Annotated in this window: 11 protein-coding genes; all 11 read right to left on the bottom strand. The window is 54.1% G+C overall.

Annotated features, from left to right (window positions below):
- Positions 1-186: 186 nt before the first annotated feature.
- Positions 187-1,974 (bottom strand): class I mannose-6-phosphate isomerase, encoded by a 1,788-nt coding sequence (locus HU175_RS08435; RefSeq protein WP_176566172.1) that lies wholly within the window; start codon positions 1,972-1,974, stop codon positions 187-189.
- On the bottom strand, positions 1,971-2,921 hold the full coding sequence (locus tag HU175_RS08430) for an ROK family protein (protein WP_176566171.1): 951 nt from the start codon (positions 2,919-2,921) through the stop codon (positions 1,971-1,973). The genes HU175_RS08435 and HU175_RS08430 overlap by 4 nt, the downstream gene beginning before the upstream one ends.
- A 6-nt stretch (positions 2,922-2,927) precedes the next feature.
- The gene (locus tag HU175_RS08425) at positions 2,928-4,142 is read right to left on the bottom strand and encodes a glycoside hydrolase family 76 protein (RefSeq protein ID WP_176566170.1); all 1,215 of its coding nucleotides are present in this window, start codon (positions 4,140-4,142) and stop codon (positions 2,928-2,930) included.
- Positions 4,143-4,193: 51 nt separating this feature from the next.
- A complete protein-coding gene (locus HU175_RS08420) occupies positions 4,194-6,554 on the bottom strand; it encodes a GH92 family glycosyl hydrolase (RefSeq protein ID WP_176566169.1) in 2,361 nt (786 codons plus the stop codon).
- A 33-nt stretch (positions 6,555-6,587) separates the two neighbouring features.
- Positions 6,588-7,802: a glycoside hydrolase family 76 protein gene (locus tag HU175_RS08415; RefSeq protein WP_176566168.1), complete on the bottom strand. Its 1,215-nt coding sequence runs from the start codon at positions 7,800-7,802 to the stop codon at positions 6,588-6,590.
- Positions 7,803-7,897: 95 nt separating this feature from the next.
- On the bottom strand, positions 7,898-9,016 hold the full coding sequence (locus HU175_RS08410) for a SusE domain-containing protein (protein WP_176566167.1): 1,119 nt from the start codon (positions 9,014-9,016) through the stop codon (positions 7,898-7,900).
- Between the two features lie 21 nt (positions 9,017-9,037).
- Positions 9,038-10,669: a RagB/SusD family nutrient uptake outer membrane protein gene (locus HU175_RS08405; protein WP_176566166.1), complete on the bottom strand. Its 1,632-nt coding sequence runs from the start codon at positions 10,667-10,669 to the stop codon at positions 9,038-9,040.
- A 20-nt stretch (positions 10,670-10,689) separates the two neighbouring features.
- Complete coding sequence (locus HU175_RS08400; RefSeq protein ID WP_228724365.1) at positions 10,690-13,761, bottom strand: SusC/RagA family TonB-linked outer membrane protein; 3,072 nt, start codon at positions 13,759-13,761, stop codon at positions 10,690-10,692.
- A 152-nt stretch (positions 13,762-13,913) separates the two neighbouring features.
- Entirely contained in the window at positions 13,914-15,329 is a 1,416-nt protein-coding gene (locus HU175_RS08395) for a sugar porter family MFS transporter (RefSeq protein ID WP_176566164.1), read from the bottom strand.
- Between the two features lie 185 nt (positions 15,330-15,514).
- On the bottom strand, positions 15,515-16,273 hold the full coding sequence (locus HU175_RS08390) for a GntR family transcriptional regulator (RefSeq protein WP_228724364.1): 759 nt from the start codon (positions 16,271-16,273) through the stop codon (positions 15,515-15,517).
- Between the two features lie 541 nt (positions 16,274-16,814).
- A complete protein-coding gene (locus tag HU175_RS08385; RefSeq protein WP_176566163.1) occupies positions 16,815-20,858 on the bottom strand; it encodes a cellulose binding domain-containing protein in 4,044 nt (1,347 codons plus the stop codon).
- Between the last annotated feature and the right edge of the window lie 272 nt (positions 20,859-21,130).

Here is a 21,130-nt window from a genome sequence, read left to right as displayed (position 1 = left end):
TTCAGATACAGTTCATTACAAAAGCCCTTAACGCTCAATTCATACAGCGTTAAGGGCTTTTAAACCGGAACCTACTCCAGCTTAGTACCAGTGTGGGATAGTTTATCCATTGGACGGTAAGATATACGCCCGCTCACTGGCTATAGTACAGGCTTCAGAACGAGACTAAACCAGCTTATAAAACCGTCACCTCAACGGATAATCGTTCAGCTTGTCGGTTCGGATATAGGCCTTTAAGGTGCCTATTTCCTGCCCTTCGCTTGGTCCGGACGGTTTTATCGTATAGTCACCTACTGCGGCCGGTACGATGAACGTCTCCGCGTAATGAACGACAAAAGGTTCGAACGCGCCTGAGGGGCTTTCGATCGTGGCTTCGTCACCTTCGATCAGGTTGATCACGTTGACGACACCGTTTGTGTGGTGGGAAACTTCTTTTGAAAACCAGTGCCGACGGGTTTCAATGAACGAAGCCTCATCGAGTCCCGTACGCTCTTCCCGCCAGCCGTCCCCGCTGCCAACCTCCTGAATTTGATTGAGCAGGTGCTCCTTTGTCCACTGCGTCGTCCGGTCCCACTGGATGTTATTCTTTCCGTGTTCAAGAGAGATGGGCCGAGGCTTTCCGTCTAATCCCGTCCGGCCCCAGTCCCACAGTTTGAAGGTAAAATTGAAGGGCGTCGCACTGATTTCAAGGACAACGCTGTTGGCCCCCGAGCAGTGAACTGTCCCAGCGGGAATCAGCGCGTGGTCGTGCTTTTTAATCGGCCATTTCTCGACGTATTGTTCCGCGTCGAAATCAACCCCGCTGTCCTGCGCCTTTTCCAGATCACCGATCATCTTGTCGGGATTGATATTTTCTTTCAGACCCAGATAAACGCAGGCATCCTCTTTCGCTTCCAGAAAATAATAGCTTTCATTCTGGGTGTAGGGCATACCAAACTTCTCCCGCATGTACGCCTGCAGGGGATGGACCTGCAAACTCAAATTGCCGCCCTCGATGGTATCCAGAAAATCAAACCGGATGGGAAACTCGGCACCGAATGCAGCGAAGACTTTTTCCCCCAGCAGTTCCTGTGGATGAGAGAACACCACGTCGATGGAAGGAATCTCAAACGTTTCACCGTCGAAGTTGTACAGCAGACTATTCTCCTCGGGTACGCAGTCGAATCCCCAGGCGTAGTTGACGGCCGACCGGTCCAGGTCGCACACTTCCTTCAACCATTGGCCACCCCACGGACCGGGATCAAAGAACGGAACAACCCGGAAGGGCCGCTGAACGGTGAGCGCCATGGCGTTGCGCAGGGCTGTTCCGCTGATGAGCTTGGGCGTTTCTTCCTGCGTCGTGTCCACTACGTAATCCCAGCGTTCCATGTACTGCTTTTTGTGGCGATCCAGCACCTTCCAGTCCACGTAGAATGCTCGCTTGTACTGGTACGCGAACCCCGCGTCCTGATTTTGCCCCCCCAGATTGCTCACCCGATTTTTTCGGAACCGAAGTTGAATTTCCCACCGGGGCATATCAGCATACAGCAGTAGGTCGGGCTGATCGACGAACAGTGCGGCTCCGATGCCAACAACCAGTACCACGCCGTCTGTAACGGCCTGAATCCTTTGCTGGCAGATCGCCAATTTGTCTTCGTCGTAAAAGCGGGCCAGTTCAAAAGGGCAAACGTAGCCAAATACCGGATCGTCCGTTACGTAGTCGTCGACCAGCGCGTCAATCTCGCCCGGGTTGCGCAGGGCCTGCCCGGTTTCAACGACCGTTAACCGGTCCGATAATGAACCCAGGCCAGCGATAACTTCATCAGTGTAGACACCCAGATAGGTGTCTACGGCCACAATAGTTTTGGCCTGGCCTAGAGACCGAATTCGGTCCTGTAGGGTGGCGACAATGGCCTCCCAACCCGTAATACACGTTTCTCCGGCTATGCGAATAGCCGGGAGTTTGTCAAAAGTCGATGGTGTTAAAACGTTCATAATTCACGGTTGTATGCTAAATGAGCGGCTCCTAACAGAGCTGCCGAATCAGTTAGTAAGCCAGGTACTACGGCCACGTTGCCCCACGTAGCCCAGGTATTTTGGTTCAGGCGGTGCTGGATTGGGGGAATAATAACGTCGCGGCTGGCCATCACCCCGCCACCCAGAACGAGTACTTCCGGGTCGTAAGCCTGCACCAGATTGTAGGCGCAGGTGGCCCATACGTCAATGCTTTCGTCCCGCAAGGTAGTCGCCAGCGCATCGCCCTGGGCAGCACAACGAAAAACGGCCTCGAAATCGACGGTGTCATACCGGCAAAGCAGACTTTGGGCGTATGTTTTGTGAGCAGTTGCCCGCTGGCCCAAACTCCAGGTTGACGCTTCGGCCTCCGCACAGCCAACCGCCCCGCAATTGCAGCGGTTTCCCTGGGTGTTCTGAACAAAATGCCCGCCCAGAATGCCCGCCTGAAAGTGTTTACCCCGTAACAGGCGGCCTTCGATAACCGCCGATGTGCCAACTCCGGTACCGAGCGTCATCAGTACTACGTTATCGTAGCCTTGTCCGCTGCCGTACTGCCATTCGCCCAGCAGGGCCGCCCGGGTATCGTTTTCCAGATAAAGGGGTATGCCCCATGTCTCCCTGGCCCAGCCAGCCAGATCAAGTTGAGGGGCGTCGCTGTATTTGTCGTTGATGGATAAGACGCGTTTCAGAATCGGGTCAACAATGCCCGGCACCGCTACGCCCATGCCGACTAGATCGGACGCTGACAGACCGGCGGTTTCCAGCATCCGATCTAGTGTTGCCTTGATCTGCGGTAGCCGGGTTTGCAGCCCCTGCCCCGATTGCGAGGCCATCCGGTCCGTCAGCAAAACGCTGCCCGCTCTGACCAGTCCCAGCTTGATACGGGTACCTCCCAGGTCGATGGCGATGACCGCTTTATTTTCCATATACGCTTATTTTCTCGTTTCTCGTTCGCGTTCCAACAGGCTCAGTCGCGCGTACAACTCAGCGATACAAGCTTCGTCCAGTAACCATTTCGGCTTTGTCAGTTCAGCTGGTTTGGGCGTCCAGCTGTGGGTGACCAGGCCGTACTGATCCCGGGAATTCTGCCACGCGTAGTCGAGACTTTCTTTGATTTTTGCTACGTATTGGTAGTCGCCATTGACGCGGTAGAGGGCATCGTAGCCCCTGAAAAGTACCGTAACAAACCACGGCAAATCAATCTGGATAGCCATGGAGGCCGGGTGCGGCTGCTTGTTGAAATGCACGAATGCACGCTTCGCTAGCTCTTCTGCCTGGATTAAATACTGCTTATCGCCGGTAAACTCATAAAGCAATACGGCCGCTTCGAGCATGGAGCCGGAATTATACGTGTAAAAGACCCGGTTTAGCGCCCCCGTTGTTTTGCGATCATTGGCATACACGCCGGTCGAGTCGAGCAGGTTCGTGTGCATCCAGTCGTAAAACTTCTTGCCCCACTGTAAGTAGTAGGGGTCCTTGGTGCCCTGGTAAATCTTTAGCGCCGTGAGCGTAGCCATCCCATTGGAGCAGGCTGGTTTCTGGTCGCGGTGCCCTTCCAGCCACGTTACGCCACCGCCCAGTTCGTCGCCCCATCCACTTAAAATGAAGGTAAATACTTCCTTCGCTCGCTTCAAATAAAGCGGATTCTTGGTGTTCAGGTACGCTTCCATGTAATCAATGCCCACCAGCCCGTTGTCGTCGTAATAGCGGTCCGACTTTTCAAACTGAACCGGGAAAGCCTGGTAGCCAACGGGCGAGCGGCTCGAATCGCGGTAGGCTTCGATGCCGGTCACCAGACTATCCAGATACAGCCGTTGTACCCTCTGTTCGGAAGGCACTTTCAGCAATACGTTGGTCGCTGAGAACAGGCCGGAAAACGGCCAGAGAAAGCTTACCGCTTTTTCCTTGACACCACCTCCCTGCATGTACGTCAGCGTGTCGTTGCGGCTGGATGGGTAATTTTCCGAGAACAGCTTGTAGGCCGGCACGCGGTACCGCTGCCAGACATTGCTGTAAGTTTCTCTGGCCCTGCTCAGGTAAACAGCCGACGCTTTAGGCGACTGCCCTACTGCCGTCGGCAAGGCGAAAACCCAGCTGACCAGAGCCACACAGACAAGCTGTTTTATGATTGAGGAAGTCAACGTCATTACTTGTTTCTGTTTAGGTTGTGTACGGGCGTAGTGACCGACAGCGTCCAGCTACTGAGCCGAAGGCGGGGGCGTTTGACTGCCCCATTGTGTGTTGGGTTGGCTGCCCATCACGAAGGTCAGCTTCCCACCCTTCATCAGCTCATCCCGGTACAACCAGCAATTCGACAAGGGTTTTCCGTTGAAGGTAGCCGACTGCACGTATACGTTTTGGGCCGAGTTATTCTTGGCTTCGATCCGTAGCTGCTTCCCGTCGCCCAGCCGAATGGTGGCCTGATCAAAGGCCGGACTACCCAGCTCGACAATAGGCCTCAGATCGGTGAAGCCTTTGACGTCGAACAGGCCCAGCGCGGCCATGACATACCACGACCCCAGTTGGCCCTGATCCTCATCCTGCCCGTAGCCGTAGCCGTGAATGGGCTCCGTGCCGTAGAACTCATCGCAGATGGCACGGGTCCACTTCTGGGTCAGCCAGGGTTTGCCGGAGAAGTTGAATAGCCAGCTGATGTGCAGGTTAGGCTGGTTGCCGTGGTTGTAAATCGACTTGATACCGGCGAACGCATCGATCTCCTTACCGCCCCCAAAACCATTTTTCTGCGCAGCCGTGAAGATGCCGTCGAGCCGGTTGTTGAACTCTTCTTTACCAATGGTATCGATCAGGGCCTGCGGATTCTGCGGGACGAAAAAGGTGTATTGCACGGCATTGCCCTCCTGAAAGCCGCGCCAGGGTTCGTAGGGATCAAACTTGTCGATGAATGAGCCATCCGCTTTTTTAGGACGAACCAGTTTCTCCTTCGGTTCGAAGAGAAGCTTCCAGCCATTTGAGAGTTTTAGTAATTGCTGGTAATCGGCCTGCTTGTTCATAGCTTTCGCCAATTGAGCGGCAGCAAACGTACTGAAACTGTACTCCAGCGCGTGGGAAGCGGCAAAATGAGAGCCGGTCGAATCGGTTTTGTCTTCGTCGAGGTAAGGTACGTATCCCCGCTTGACAAAGGCCTCTACGTCCAGTTTGCCAGAGCCAACGGGCCGATTGTGTCCACTCAGCTCGTTAGCCTTGATGGCTTCGTACGCCAGATTCGTATCATAGTCTCGTATGCCCGCCTGATAAGCTCCGGCAATGGCCAGCCCAACAAAGTTTGTTCCCACGCCCGACACGAAGTTGCTGTTGGCGATACCGTCGCCAAACCAGCCCCGTTCTTTGTAGATCGCCAGCTGGGTCTGCACAAAGTCATTGTACCGCTCCGGATAGGAAAGCGCCCACAATTGGGTCAGATTCCAGTACGCGCCCCAGATGGCGTCGGTATTGTAAAAATTATAGCTGAATTTCCCGTTTTTGTCGCGGGGTAACTGACCGATTGATCCGTCGTGCCGGGGGAAGGAGCCGTTTACATCGTTGGCTACCCCACGCCCTAGTAAGGCGTGAAACAAACCAGTATAGAATTTAACCTTGTTGGTTTCGTTGCCCTCAACGGCAATCTTGCCCAGTTCGGTCTGCCAGGTGTTCTGCGCCTGTTGTCGGGCTTTTTCGAAAGATAGCCCCGCTGCCTCGGCCTCCAGATTCGCCTTCGCGTTGGCCATGGAGGTATACGATAAGCCTACCTTCAGCTCAATTGCCTCGTTACTACCGGTGGTGTATTCCAGGAATAACCCAGCTCCTTTTCCAATAGCCGCATTGCTTTTTGCTTGCACGCCCGCATCGGTAAAAGACCCAACCGAACGGGGCTTTTTGCTTACCTCACCCCAGATGTACATAGAGACCTGCCCGTTCGGATCGTAGGTTTTTACGTATTTGGGGTACGTTGTGACGAATCCCTCAAAGTGGGTATCGTCGGTCATGCGGACCTCCGCTTTTCGCACCTCCCCACTTTCGCCCTGCACACTGCCAATATCTAAAATAACCCGCGACTGATCGTTTTTGGGAAACGTGTACCGGTGAAAACCGACGTGCTTAGTTGCGGTCAGTTCGGCGGTAATCCCGTAATCGTCCAGTAATACTTTGTAGTAACCCGGTTCGGCCACCTGATTTTTTCGATCAAAGTTGGACCGGTAACCACTGTTCGGTTTGTCCAGCTCGCCGGGTTTTACCTTCAGCTCGCCGGTAGTTGGCATGAAGTTCACCCCGCCTACCTGCCACTCGTGGAAATGAACGAAGCCTTCGATGGAGTTATGCCGGGTGTCGTACCCAACCGCTTCCCAACCTTGGTTATTGCCGTAGTGGCCGTTGGTAGACGGAGCCAGCTTGGCCATGCCGTGGGGTACGGCCGCTGGCGTATAGAAAAACCACCGGCTGTGGGCCGTTCCAATATTGGGATCGACGTAGCGGAGAACACTTGGCCGCTTTACGGCGCAGGAGGTCAGCAGCGACGTGAGAACAAAGCCACTTAAAAGGGTAACGTAAGTCAGTTGTTTCATACAGAATTATATTGAATGGGGGCAGTTTACGGGTTACCGATATTTTGATAATAGCGCCTGAATACGTTGCATCCAGGCTACGTCGACTCCTTCAATGTTGGCGTATCGACCGGCCCCATTCAGAGTAGCAAATTGATAGTACCCATGCGTGCCGGGATCTCTCAGGACTGTGTTGATGGCATCAATGTTTCCCTGCGCGTAACCCAGCCACGACGTGTTTTTGTCTGATTCATACAGCTTAATCATTGCCTGTGAGCCCCAGCCGCACCAGGCTGGGTTGATCCGGAGATCGCTGGTGTTGAAGATATAGACGTTGTGGGTTTTGTCCCAGAGTGTCCGGTTCATGGCGTTGCCCAGGGTCTGCGCTTTAACCAGATAGGATGCGTCTTTCATAACCTCTCCGTAGAGCAGAAACGCTTCAACCATAATGGCGTTGTCGTAGGTGAATTTTTCGGTAAACCGTTTGCCTGCCCGGTCAATCTGCCAGACGAAAAGGCCGGTGCTGCTTTCGTATAACTTGGTTGATAACCACTTGTCAACGGCGGATGCCCACTCCCGATAAACCGACTCCCCCGTAATGGCGTACAAGCGCGTGAATAGCTGCATGGCTAAGCCGTTCGACTGGGTCGGTTTCACCGTTTTGGCGGTATTCCACCAAAAGCCGCCGTCGAACGTATTGTCCCAGGTACCGCTCTTGATGAGCCAGTTGGCGCAGGCTTTGGCTTTGTCGAGATAAGCCGCTTTCTGGGCTCCAGTACTGACTTCGTAGGCCTCCAGATAAACAATTCCCGACAAGGCGTTATCATCGATATACTTCAGCGTGTCGGCCCCTTTTTCGCTGCCGTCAATACGCACGAAGCCAAAGTAACCACCGTTAGGCTTAGCGTCATCCCAGAAGTGACTCATCCAGTTGAAGCTGTCGTTCATGTATGTTGCGTGACTCGTTTCACCCAATTTGACCATGGCGGCATCCGCGTAAATCTGGCTGACATTGTACCATTCAAACGCCGATGTTGGGTCGGTGGTCGCGTTAACCCGGTAGCTCTTATAAGGCGTCAGTAAATTAGCCAGCACATACTCATGCGTTTTCTTGGCCGCCGTTAGGTAACGCGACACCGTTGGGACGGGCGTAGTCGGCTTCGTCGTGTCGGGCCTGACAACCGGCGACGGTTGCTGCTTATCCTCACAAGCTGTAATGAGCGTGAGGGCCACAACGGCTAAAAGTACACTGAAAAGAAAGCGCTTCATAACTGGAAGAGTAAGCCTATGCTACAAGTGGCGGTACCCGTAGCATAGGTTATGTTCAAATAGATCATCGGCAGGCCCATGAAGCCTGGTTAAGCCTACCGCAGCACCGTTACCTGGTGCGTGTAGGGTGCATTCGCCCGAAGCAACAGGTCTACTTTGACCTTCTTCCCATCGGCGGCCGGGTCGAACTTGTAGGTGTTGTCCCACTGTGAATTGGAAACCGGTTGAACGTAGTAATACGAGGCCGGTGCTCCGGCGGGGCTATTGTTATTGACGGTCGAACTGCCCATGTATTCGAGGCCACTGGCCGTTCGAATCACGAATTTGTACCGCTCATCCCGACCCCAGGAGAACGGGTAAAACTCAACCGGGATGCTGGCGGCCGTCCAGGCACCATTGCCCGCGTAGGTCAGGGTACCGATCTCTTTGTTGTAAGCCGACATAAACAACCCCACCGACTGTATTTCTGTAGCCTGTGCCGTGGCAATGTTGAAATCGTACCGTAGGCGATACGTTTTAGCCGGACCGGTCAGGGTTGTGGGCGTATTGCCTTCCCGGATGGTGTCGCTGGCAACGTAGAATCGTTTTCCGTTGCCGGTTAGTTTATCCGTCAGATAGTAGGTACCTTCCTTTAAGGACGTGTATCCTTCAAAGACGCCGTCCTCTGTTTTTCTGAGCCGGATTCCTTTGGCTAGATCGTCACCCCCTTCGGTTGCGGTACCCGTTAGGTATAAACTGTCAGGTAGTTCGGCGAACCCAGCGGGCCGGGTCATGGTCAGGACGCGGTTGACCGTGCTCACCTGACGATTAAAGGCAATTGAAGCCAGTACGGTCCATTTGACGCTCCCCGTGGAAGAAGCCGCTATACCGCCCAGGGCCGCGATTTTCTTCAGGTCGTTATGGCTCAGGGTTAGCTGCGGCTGTACGCCCAGTCCATCGGAGACTGTCTTGTAAAACGGTTTACTGAAATCGCCATCGGGCTTATCGAAGGCCACTTCGTACAACACCCCTTCTGCGGCTTGCGTCGGCTCCCACTTGAACTGCACACTGGCCGGTGTGCTCGGCTCCAGCCTGACACTCGTATTATTTTCGGGCGCCGTCAGCGTACTGACCGGCGTTACCGCAGGGTTCAGCTCCCGGACCGTCTGGGTACAGGAAGTAATTGACAGCATGGCTACTAAAGCCACACCACCATAGGTCAATAGATTTTTCATCGGGCGTGCTGATTAGAACGGTTAGTAACCCGGGTTTTGGGTCAATGCCTTGTTTAGATTCAACTCGGAAGCGGGTATCGGCCACAGGTAGTTTTTGGCCGGATCAAACTGACGCCGTTGCGCCCGGATGTAGCCGTTGTCAACCGTTGGATCGCCGAATCGGGCACCGTGTGCGTAGCCGTTGAGGACAACCTCAGCGATCTTCCACCGCCGGATGTCGTCAATCCGCAGTCCCTCCATGGCAAACTCCGCCCGGCGCTCCCGACGGATAACCTGCGTCAGATCGCCACTAGTCGGAAAGCTTAACGCGGCTGCATCCGTGAAGCCCGCCCGTTGCCGAAGGGGCCGGATAGTTTTGTCCCAAACGTCCGCATTCATCTGCCCTAAACTCTGCTTCGCTTCCGCGTACATCAGTAGGACATCGGCGTACCGAATCAGGTGCAGGTTCAACCCCGACGCAAAATTGGCCAGGCCGTTGGGATCGTAATATTTACGCCAGTAGTAGCCCGTGGGCGATCCCTGCCCGTTGAGAGCGTACTCGTTCAGGGCGGGCCGGACGGGGTCCGAGCCGGGTTTGATGTAGATGGTCTGGGTTGTGCCATCCGCGTTCCGCCAAACGTACTGATCGTAGACAACAGTAGCGGTCAGCCTGGGATCACGATTGGCGTATGGGTTAGCTTCCGTATAGCCCGAACCAGCCTCGGTAATCGCTTTGCCGTTGAGCATCACGTATGCATTGACCAGTTCCTGAGTTGGAGCCAGGCTGTTCGTTCTGGCCCCAACCGACCGGGGAGCAAAATCGAAATACTCAGACCAAGTGCGTAAGCTGGGGACGTATTGCAGCGCCAGAATCGATTCGTTACTGGTTTTGTTGACCGTAGGACTGCTAAACAAATCGCTGTAGCTGGCCGCTAATCCGTACTGTCCATTGGTAGTCTGATCGTTGATCAACTTTTCGCAGAGCGCCACCACGTCCGCCATGCGATTGCCTTCGTAGAGTAAAACTCTGGCCTGCAACGCAATGGCCGCACCTTTCGTGATCCGACCATTGTCGGCGGGGGCATACGCGTCTCTGGAGGGCAGCACGGCCTCGGCCGCCGTCAGTTCGTCCGTGACAAATTTCAGGACCGTAGCACGCGGTGAGCGGGCAATGGTTTTGGCTTCATCCGGCGATATGTCGCGATCAAGAATAGGCACATCACCGTACCATTTCATGAGGTTGAAATGGTGCCAGGCCCGCACGAAACGTACTTCGCCTTTCATTCTGGCCAAGACATCCGCCGGAAGCGTCGTGTTCTGATCGACGTTCGTCAGGAAGATGTTGCAGGACTTGATGCCCTGATAATAAAACGACCAGTCATTCTGGAATTTGGGCAGCGTCGAGGTGAAACTGCCGCTCGCGATGGCTTCCGGATTGCCCGCGGCCGATCCCTGGGCGGTGTAGGCATTGTCCGACAGCGCTTCGTTATAAAAGTATAACGTGCTGGTGTACATGCCGCTGTAGATGTTGTTCAGCGCATTGTTCACGTTCTCGCCCGCCGTCCAGAAGTTGAGTTCCGTGAAGCGATCGACCGGGGCTATATCTAAAGGTCCGCACCCGGCGACGGCGAGAAACACCACGCACAGGCTACTTATCTTCTTGATGAAATTCATGAGTATCGATTAGTAAAGGGTTAAAGGCTGAGGTCAAGCCCAAACCCGTAAAAAATGGGTAAAGGGTAGGAACGAGCGCTGTTTGACGCTGCATTCAAGTTCAAATTATTATTGAACTCAGACGTTTCCGGATCAATGAATTTGAGCTGGGAGAGCGTTAGCAGATTCTGACCAATCAACGACACCCGCAAGCGTTGCACGCCGAGTTTCTTGGTTACTTCAGCCGGGATCGTGTAGCCAATCTGCACGTTTCTCAGCCGGGCGTAGGCACCATTATATCGGTACACATCCGAGCCGTAGCGCCAGTTATTCGTGTTTGACGGTGAGCCAATTGCCGCCAGTCGGGGGTAGCGAGCATCGGGATTCGTGGGCGTCCAGAAATCCGTCTGGTGCTCGTACATGGTTGCCCCGTAATTGTAGTGGAAAGGCTCAACCTCCTCACCCCGCAGCATCACATCGCGCTTGCCCACGCCTTGTATAAACAGGTTCAGATCGAACCCTTTTACCGCTAATCGGTAGTTGAAGCCAAACGTGTAGCGGGGGAACGGATTACCTAGGACGATCTTATCGCTGTCGTCGATTTTACCGTCCCCGTTGAAGTCAGTAAACTTCAGGTCGCCGGGTCCCACGTCAACGCCATCTGGTTTGGGTGAGTTATCAACGTCAGCCTGATTCTGGAAGTAACCGTTTGTTTTGTACCCCCAGTACTGCGTAATAGGCTGGCCTACTTTCCGGATAAAACCGAACGCATCCACGTTGGCGATCTGCTGATCCGCGCCATACGTCAGGGCCAGCAGGGTATTTTTGTTGTCGGCCAGATTGACGCTGAAGCTCTGCTTAACGGCTTTCGTATTCAGGTTGTAGGTCGCACTAACCTCCCAGCCTTTGTTACGGACCTTAGCTACGTTGTAATCGGGGAATCCCGCGCCAAACAAGAGTGGAATATCCTGCCGACTGTACAAAATGTCGCTGGTTACCTTGTTAAAGTAATCAACCGAAAGAGTCAGCTTGTTCTGGAGGAAACTAGCATCCGTTCCCACGTTCAGAATTGCCGATTTTTCCCAGGTCAGATCAGAATTGCCCAGATTGAAGCCAGCCCCACCCACAACGGTATTGTTGAAGCCGTAGGCGTTGGCATAGTTGAAAAAGTTCGTCTGGTACTGGTAGGCGTTTACGTTTTGGTTACCCACCAGACCGTACGAGGCCCGTACCTTCAGGTTGTTCACGACGTTCTTAGCCGATTCCAGGAAAGATTCTTCACTAAGCAGCCAGGAGCCCGCCAGCGACGGAAAAAAGCCCCACCGCCGGCCCGAAGCAAACTTAGACGACCCATCCTGCCGGAAGTTCCCTTCCAGGTAATACCGGTCTTTGAACGAATAGTTTACCCGGCCAAAGACGGAGCTGATGCGCGTCTCGTTGGTTCTGGCGTTGCTGTTGTAGGAGGCAACCGGGTCAAGGATCGTTCCGGTAGTAGGCGTGCCCAGCGCCGGATCAGTCAGGGTTTTCTGTAGCTGAAACTCATTGGAACGGTAGTATTCGTCGGAAGCCCCCAGCAACACCTTGATGCTGTGGTCGCCCAGGCGCTTGGTGTAGTCCGCAAACAGCTGCGTATTGAGCAGTGAATTCTTGAAGCTGTTGTCGTAAACCGTGCGGTCGTTTCCGTACACCCCGGCTGGATAGTTGTTGACCTGTAACCGACGGAAGAAAGCATTATTGGCGTTCAGCGTTCCTCCGAATATGCCCGTCAGTTTGAGGTCTTTCGTGATGCTGAGTTCCGCGTTCAGGTTGCCAAAAAACTGATCGTTGTCGGACTTATACGAGCCGCCTTGTTCCAATACGCTTTTCACGTTGTACTGGGAAGCCACCGGGTTGGTCAGGTAGTTGCCGTCTGCATCCTGGAAACTGTAATTCAGGGGTACCCGATCGGCATCAGCAAAAATGACCCAGTCGGCGTTACTGTGCGACTTGTTGCTCGATTTAACGTAGTTCAGAATCGTGTTGACCCTCAGCTTGCCAATAACGGAGAGCTGATTCAGGCGGATGTTGTATTTCTTGTAGCCGTACGACGGTCCAACAAAATTGCTGCGCTGATCCTGAAGCCCGGCCGAAATCAGATAGCTACTATTGGCTCCCCCGCCCGTGATCGAAACATTGTGTAATTGCTGGGGCGCATTCTGCAAAATAGACTGACGTTCCCAATCGCCATTACCCTGTGCTCTCAGCGCCTGAATATCATCCGGCGTGTAGATCGGTGGCAATCCCGAGTTGATCAGCGACAGATTTTTGTAATACGCGTTGTCCCAGGCGTTGACTTTGCGTAACCCGACGTAAGGCACCTGCATACCGTAGCTACCGTTGTAGGTGATGGTGGCTTTCTGATTCAGCTTACCGCTTTTCGTCGTAACTAAAAGTACGCCATTGGCCGAACGAGAGCCATAAATGGCAGCCGAACCCGCGTCTTTCAAGACAGATACACTGGCAATGTCATTGGGGTTGAGCAGGTTGATGTCCCCGCCGATGATGCCGTCAATAACAATGAGCGGTGTGTTATCGCCCAGCGTGCCCAGCCCGCGAATGTTGATGTTTACCCCACTGCCCGGACTGAAGTTCGTCTGCTGAATAATCAGGTTCGGCGACTCACCCTGCAGCGCCTGTAATACGTTCGTTACGGGTTTGCTTTCAATACTCTGGGACTTGATCTGATCGACCGCGCCGGTAACCGACAGTTTGCTCTGCTGGCCATAGCCAACGACCACAACCTCATCGAGCGACTGACCGGCGTCTACCTTTAGCGTAACATTGATGGTTCGCTCCTGCCCAATGACGACGGTTTGCTTGGTAAAGCCAATGAACGAGAAGGCGAGGCTGCGCCCCACGTAATTATCAGGTACGGACAATCTGTACCGACCATTTTCATCGGTTGTCGTGCCAACCGTAGTACCCACCACGCTCACGGTTGTACCCGGCAGAGGCTTCTGCTGCTCATCGAGCACCTGACCGGTAAGCTCTATGTTGAGCGGGTTAATCAATGCGCGGACCGCTAACGGAGCCGCTGATCCGTAGCTGTAATTCAGCCCGAGAAGAAGCAACACGAGAAGCAATCGTGGTCCGACCGACCCAATCGATTGGCCTACTCGATGACGTATTAGACAATTCATAAGGGTATTACTGGTTTAGGAAATTCGATAAATGTTAAAAAGGTGTTCAGTTGAAAGAGTATAGGGTTTAGGCGTTGTCAATGTGCTTATCTGGGTGAGGTGGAGGTGGCTTTCCAATAGGCTTCAATGGCCTCCAGGGAGCGTCCTTTGGTTTCCGGAATCAGTTTCCAGGTGAGCCACAATGCCGGGGAGCAGCATAATGCAAACAGCCAGAAGGTCCAGGCAGAGCCTACGCCTTCGAGCAAGGCTGGCGTCAACTGACCGACCAGGAAATTGCCAATCCAGAGCGATAGCGTAGCTAGTGCCATCGCTTTCCCCCGAATGGCATTCGGAAATATTTCGCCAACGACAACCCAGCACACGGGCCCGAACGAAAACGCGAAGCAGGCGATAAAGGCCAGAATAAAGAGCAGTATCCAGGGGCCGGACGTAACTCCTAACTGAAAGAGCGCCCCGATGATCAGCAGTGAAAGCACCGCCCCACCGACACCTACGTACAGTAGTGGTTTACGTCCCCATTTGTCGACGGTGAAAATGGCGACGAACGTAAAGGCGACATTGACCAGCCCAATGGTAACCTGTCCCCCCAAGGCACTATTGAGTGTAAAACCAGCCTGCTCCAGAATTCTGGGACCGTAGTAGATCACGGCGTTGATGCCGCACACCTGCGATAGGAACGGCAGGAGCAAACCGATCCACAAGGGCCGCCGGTACAGGGGCGTAAACAATTCGCTCAGATTGCCTCCTCCATCCTCGCCCGGCGCTTTAAAGGCTTCAATCTCTTTTTGAGCGGAAGCAGGACCGTCTATTCGGGTGAGTATGGCCCGTGCTTTTTGCTCTTGACCGCGCAGCAACAACCATCTGGGTGATTCGGGCACAACCAACAGGGCTAGTAGGAATATACCGGCCGGTACAGCGCCTAACCCCAGCATACCCCGCCACACATGGTCCGAAAATATGGATCTGACGCTTGCGTTTTCGAAAGAATCGCTCGCGTGGTTTGCTAAGTAGGCATTGGAGAAATAAGCCAGCACAATGCCAATGGTCAGGGCTAATTGATACAGCGACACCATGGTACCCCGAAAGCGGGAAGGGGCAAACTCAGAGATGTAAAGCGGAGAAACCATCGAGGCCACCCCTATCCCCAGGCCACCCACCAACCGGAAGGCGATCAGCGTAGTGAACGTGACGGAGAACATACACCCAATGGCTGATGCCAGAAACAACACCGCCGAGATGATCTGGACTAATTTGCGACCATACGTATCGCTCAATTTACCCGAGACGCTGACGCCAATGATACACCCCAGTAAGGCACAGCTCACAAACCAGCCTTCCTGCACCGCGTTCAGATCAAAGTCCCCTTTGACCAGGCCCACCGTACCTGAGATAACGGCGGTGTCAAAACCGAACAGAAAACCGCCGAGCGCTGCTACCAGGCAGACTAGGTACAGGTAGGTGTTATTTACTTTGTTTACAGATTGATTTGGTAGGGTAACCATGCTTATTTAGGTCGGAAAGGGTTAGGATGTACACTCATTTTCAGGAGTGTTGGAAGAGGCATAAACAGAACATATATTTTATTTGTCTATATGTATAGACATACTAATAAATACAAAAAAACGATCTGGTAATCAACTGACTACCTAGCTATACTTGGGCAATAGATTGGTAATAAAAAAGCAGATTACTTACGGGCTATATCAATGGCATAGGTGAAACGATCCGCTCGATAATAGCCCATGTTGTATTCAACCGGCCGGTCACCCGGATCACACACAATCCGTTTGCGCAACAGAATCGGGTCGCCGGGCTCGGTGTGCAAAACGGTCGCGAGGTATTCGTCGGCCAACGTAGCGCTGATCTCTTCCTTGGAAAGAACAACTACGGTATGATGATCCTTTTCCAGCATTTCGTAGAGAGGCTTGGTAAAATCCTCATCGCCCGTAAGGCCAACGCGGGGGTGGAAATACGAGATAAAATAGACAATGGGTCCTGCGTCCAGTCCTCTCAGGCGCTCTAGTTTTAATACTTTCGAGTCGGTGCTGATCCCAAACACCTCCGCGGTATCCTGATCAGCAAGCGTCCAACTCGCTCTAATTTCGTAGTTCTGAAAATCAACGCCCTTATCGTGCATTTCGAGCGTGAAGCTCGACCAGTTATTAAGTTTCGTCGTAATGCGATTTTTGGCAACTTTAGTCCCTACGCCCTTTTTACGAATCAGGAGCTGCTCATGAACAAGCTTGTTGATAGCTTGTCTGACCGTATTCCGGGCAATACCAAGGCGCTTAGCGAGATCTATTTCATTCGGGAAAAGCTTTCCCTGCTGATACTCTTCGCTCTCGATCAACTCCCTCATAATGGTTTCCACTTGCATGTGCAGGGGTATGGGGCTACTGTGATCGATAGTAAACAACTGCATTTCCTTGTCTAAATGTCTATACATACTACACTACAAAGATTGATAGATTCTTATAATTCCACAAGCTATACTTATAATTTTTTGTGAAAAAATTATAAGTATAGCTTGTGAGGGTGCGCTTCTGGGCTTTGCTAAAGTCAGAGATAGCCAATGTTGAGTAGAGTTGGTTAGCTATAAAGATTTTGTTGGGGGATTGATAAAGATTGGGTAGGAACTGGGTTATGTTGAGCGATTATACATAAGCCTAAAAGGGTAAGTTGGCAACCGACTTCGACTGGATCGAAGAGCGAAGCATCCACAGAATATCGATTTTCGAACCGTATGTGGTATTGAATACGGGTACCGGTAATAGTTTTGATATTCCGTAAAGCATAGTAAGGTAGAAACGTACAGATAATCCCGTGGAGGTGTCATCGGAGTGCAAGCGTCATGAGACTAATTTGAGTCATTCTACCAGGTTTGTCATGCGAATGCATGAACAGATTTGTCGCACTGCTGCCCAGATCAACGGCCCCCGATTGAAGTCCGTTGATCTGGGCAGCAGTGCATGACAAAAAATAAGTCATCAATTTGCTTTAAGTACCTTCACCGTCTGGCTTTGGGTGGGCGTGCTCACCTCCAGCAGAAACAGACCGCCCGCCTGACCCGCCACCGACAACTCATGCCGCTGTGTAGCCTCTGCGCTCGGTACCAGCTGCTGGCTCACCACCCGACCCTGGGGCGTCAGCAGTTGCAGTTGCAAAGCTTGCCCCTCAGCGCCCGTTACCTCAAAGCTTACCTGATCGTTCTGGATCGGGTTGCCCAGCACCTTCACTGATAGAGTAGAACCAGCCTCCTCGTACGCTAGCCGCGCGGGAGCGCCCGTAGGAGGGGTACCCCATACAATTTGATTGCTAACTAGCACCACCAACCGGCTATTTTGAGCGCGATCCTGGGGCTGCTCCTGGTAGGAGTAGTCGTTGGCCTGGTTGAAGCGCCCCCCGTCGGGCTTGCTGATCCGGTAGCGGATCGCGCCCGTAGAGGCACCGGGGGCCAACTGACCGCCCTGATTGTAGCTAATCTCCAGATACGTGTCTGCGCCGTTGACGGCCGCAGGTAGCTTCACCAGTCGCGTGCTGATGTTGCCTTCATCGACTTTCACCTGCAAGCGCTCGTTGCCGTCCGAGGTGAAGTAATAACGCGCTTTCAGGTCACTGTAGTTGATAGCCACCGTACCCTCATTGCGTACTTCCAGCACCGTGTTGATCTGGGTGGCGTCCGGCCCGTTGCGGCTCTCGGTCAGCGCCCGAACCGATCGCACCTGAGCCCCTGAACCCGGCTCGATGCCCGCGATGAGCACCCCGTCATAGTAGGCCGTGATGCGCTGGGTCGCCCTCAGCTGGTCTCGCACCGGGTTGTAGGAGTAGTCGTCGGGCTCAAACAGGGCACCGTAGTCACTCTTGGCAAAGTAGGCCTGGATCGGCCCCGTGTTGGCCCCCGCGGCCAGGTTCCCCGCCCCGGCCGTGAAGCTCACCTCCACGTAGCCGCTGGCCCCCGGCTGGGCCGGGCTCAGCGGCACGTAGCGCAGCCGCACGTTCTGGCCCCCCACCTGGGCGTAGTTGACATTGAGGTTGCCCAGCGTGCCCCCGTTTTCGACCGTCACGTAGTAGCGCAGGGTGAGCCGGGCGAGGGGCAGGGCGCTGCTGCCCTGGTTCTGTAGTACCAGCAGGGGCTGGATGGCGTTGTTGTCGGCGTAGTTGTCCACGTCCCGGTGCAGCACCGTCAGCCGGCCCTGGACGGTCACCGTAGCCGAGGTGGCCGGGCTGGTGCAGCCCTGGGTGCTGGTGCAGGTAGCGGAGTAGACAAACTGTCCTACCCGCTCGGTCGAGACCACAATGGGGCTGCTAGTGCCCGAGGTGTTATTAGGACCCGTCCAGTTGATGGTACCGGAGCAGCCACTCACCACCAGGTTGACGTTGCCCGAGTTGACGTCAACGGTGACGCTGGACTGCCCGCCGGGGTAGCTCTGCCCGGTTTGGGTGAGCACACTAGGTGCCGCCGGTAGCGGGTAGATGGTGATGGACTGAGAGGCTGTAGCCGAGCAGCCCGTGCTGGTGATGGTACCCGTCACGGAGTAGACACTGGTACCGGTAGCCGTCACGGGAATGGACGTAGTAGTGGCCCCTGTGTTCCAGACGTAGCGGTCGGCTCCTTGCGCCGACAGGGTGATGATCGTACCCGCGCAGCCGGTCAGGGCCGAGGGCACGATGCTGACGGCAGGCGGGGTGTTGACCGTCACCACGATACTGCCGTTGCTGACACAGCCCTGCTCGCTGGTTGCCTGCACGTAGTAGGTACCGCTAGCAGCGACGGCGGTGGGTGTTGCCACCGCCTGGGTGCGCGCGTCATCCGTAAAGAAGCGGATCGTGGCTGCAATGTCGCTGGTTACGTAGCGGGTGAGGTCGACGGTAGTGGGGGCGCAAACTGCGGGCGGGGTGGTGATAGTAAGCACGGGTGTGGGGTTGACCGTCACCGTGGCCGAGCCGTTCATTGTTCGCTGACATCCCGTAGTAGCCTCAATGGCCTGCACGGTGTAGGTACCTCCCGTTGATTGCGCGCCAAAGCTGATGGCACTGCCCGTACCCGCTACGGGGTTTCCCACCGGTGTGGTTCCTCGCAGTAACTGGTAGTTGACCCCCGGTTGAGAGCCAGCCAGACCCACAGCAGGGGCCGGGCTGCCTACACAGTAGGTACCACCGCCGGTAACCGCGTAAGGCTCAAGTAGTAAGACGTTCACCGTGGCCGAGCCAGTCATGGTCTGTTGGCAACCCGTAGTGGCGTTAGTGGCCTGCACGGTATAGGTACCCCCTGTTACTGGTTCTTGAAAGCGGATGGCGCTACCTGTGCCGGCTACCGGAGTACCCAGGGGCATAGTTCCCCGTAGCAATTGGTAATTGACGCCGGTCTGCGAGCCAGCCAGCCCCACAGTAGGCTCGGTGCCACCAGCGCAGAAAATTCCGCCCCCAGTCACCGCATACTGGGTAGGCAGCGGATTGACCGTCAGGTTGAAGGCCGTAGAGGTAAGGCTGTTGCAGGCACCGGTGACGACCGCCACGTAACTGCCCGAATTAGCCGTGGTCGTGTTCGGCAGGGTGAGCGTAGCCGAGGTTTGTCCGCTCACGATGCTACCATTCCGGTACCATTGATAACCGCTGACCGTGCCGCTGGTACTAACCGAGGTGGTTACTGTTGAGCCGACGCAAACCGAAGAACCACTGGCTGGTTGCCGGGTGATGGCGACATCGGTACCACCAGGGGTTCCCTGCAATTCATAAGCTCCGGCATCGGGCTGACCAACCCGTGGCTGGTTGTTGGCATCCGTTGGCGGCATCATAATACCCGGTTGAGTAGTCGAACTAACGCCGGCATTGAGTGCCGGGCTGCAGCCATTGATGGCTAACGTACTGACCAGCCCCCCGGCATTGCGTTGCAGGCTACCTAATACTATGGTTTGACTGCTTTTATCACTGTCCTGTGTAAATACGGAGCCTGCCCCTGTGGTCGTGACATTCCCACCCAACGACGAATACTCTGTTCCACTCAAATTAGAATTAACGAATAATGAATTTATAATGCGGACAGTAGCGCCATTTATACCAAATGAGAATAGCCTATTATTGTTAAACGTGCAGTTAATAATATCCGATTGTCCAGTCAAGGTGTAGACAGAACCACCCAAATCTGCGGAGTTGGAGTTGAATGTGCAATTAATAAAAGACGCCGGGCCGGCTTCATAAGTTGCTCCACCCCGCTCGGCAGAGTTATCAGCAAACGTACACCGTAAAAAACTGACAATCTCCGGGTTAGCTACTATCGAATTAGTTTGACTTAATCCTGATTTAAAAGCCCCACCCGACGAATTGTTTTGCGTACCTGGTGAACTGTTCGTCCGAAATTCACAGTCAGTCAGCGTAGCCAACCCATTCACCACATGCACCCCCCCGCCGTGTCGCCCGTCGCGGGTAGTGCAGTTACGGACCAGACAACGGAGCATGGTTAGCGCCACGCCATTATCGGTCAATACCGCTCCGCCCCCCCGGTAGAAATCTCCCTCGTTCCCCACGCCATTCTGAAGGATGAGGTTGATGAGGGTAAATTTTTTGGTGGCCGTAGTGGCTTTAAAAAGCCGGAAGTCGGCAATACCGGTAGTCGCATTCCGCTGAATGATAGTTCCCCCTGTAGCCGTAACTGGCGTCAGCGAAGCCGCACTACTAATCGTACACGACTGGGTAATATCGGGCAGAGCCGCCGTTAGGGTGATCGGCCCGGCCGTGGTGATGTTAATGGTATACTCGGCTCCGGACGCATTGCCGCTGGTGATCGCAGCCCGTAAACTGCCGGCCCCCGCATCGTTATTGGTCGTCACCGTATACTGAGCCATAGCACGTCCCTGTAGCAACTGGCTGCCTAGCAACAGTAACCAGATAAAGTAGTAGCCAGGCAGGAAACGAACTGCCCCGACAGTGGTTCTGCGTAGCCAAGTTAATTTGAATGATTTGACGCGTTGTCTGGAATCCAGCCAGCGTGGAGTGCCAGCGGAGTAGCTGGCTGACGGTAGAAGAAAAAGCATACGTAGAAGTTGGGTTAGCAAACCACCAGAACCCATTTCTGGTGGTCGTTCTTGAAAACAAATGTCTGTTGGAAAGAGGGTTAGCAACGAACGATATCGAACCATTATGAGCGGTATCGAACCATTTTCAGCAAGCAGACAAGTTTAGCTGGCTTATTGGGCCAGGTAGACGACCCCAGAAAATGGTAGGATTGGTACAGCCCTCCCTGGAGCCAAGCAAGCCTTTATGTACGATGAACCCAGGGGTAATTCAGGTGGTGGTTTACCCTCCT

The sequence above is a fragment of the Spirosoma sp. KUDC1026 genome, from assembly GCF_013375035.1.
Classification (GTDB): Bacteria; Bacteroidota; Bacteroidia; order Cytophagales; family Spirosomataceae; genus Spirosoma.
The sequence above is the reverse complement of the archived record's forward strand: the minus strand, read 5'-3'. Positions and strand labels throughout refer to the sequence as shown.

Excerpts from the sequence above, each read along its gene's own strand:
- HU175_RS08385 (WP_176566163.1), bottom strand. The coding sequence starts at position 20,858 with ATGCTTTTTCTTCTACCGTCAGCCAGCTACTCCGCTGGCACTCCACGC.
- HU175_RS08420 (WP_176566169.1), bottom strand. The coding sequence starts at position 6,554 with ATGAAACAACTGACTTACGTTACCCTTTTAAGTGGCTTTGTTCTCACG.
- HU175_RS08405 (WP_176566166.1), bottom strand. The coding sequence starts at position 10,669 with ATGAATTTCATCAAGAAGATAAGTAGCCTGTGCGTGGTGTTTCTCGCC.
- HU175_RS08430 (WP_176566171.1), bottom strand. The coding sequence starts at position 2,921 with ATGGAAAATAAAGCGGTCATCGCCATCGACCTGGGAGGTACCCGTATC.
- HU175_RS08410 (WP_176566167.1), bottom strand. The coding sequence starts at position 9,016 with ATGAAAAATCTATTGACCTATGGTGGTGTGGCTTTAGTAGCCATGCTG.
- HU175_RS08395 (WP_176566164.1), bottom strand. The coding sequence starts at position 15,329 with ATGGTTACCCTACCAAATCAATCTGTAAACAAAGTAAATAACACCTAC.
- HU175_RS08425 (WP_176566170.1), bottom strand. The coding sequence starts at position 4,142 with ATGACGTTGACTTCCTCAATCATAAAACAGCTTGTCTGTGTGGCTCTG.
- HU175_RS08390 (WP_228724364.1), bottom strand. The coding sequence starts at position 16,273 with ATGTATAGACATTTAGACAAGGAAATGCAGTTGTTTACTATCGATCAC.
- HU175_RS08415 (WP_176566168.1), bottom strand. The coding sequence starts at position 7,802 with ATGAAGCGCTTTCTTTTCAGTGTACTTTTAGCCGTTGTGGCCCTCACG.
- HU175_RS08435 (WP_176566172.1), bottom strand. The coding sequence starts at position 1,974 with ATGAACGTTTTAACACCATCGACTTTTGACAAACTCCCGGCTATTCGC.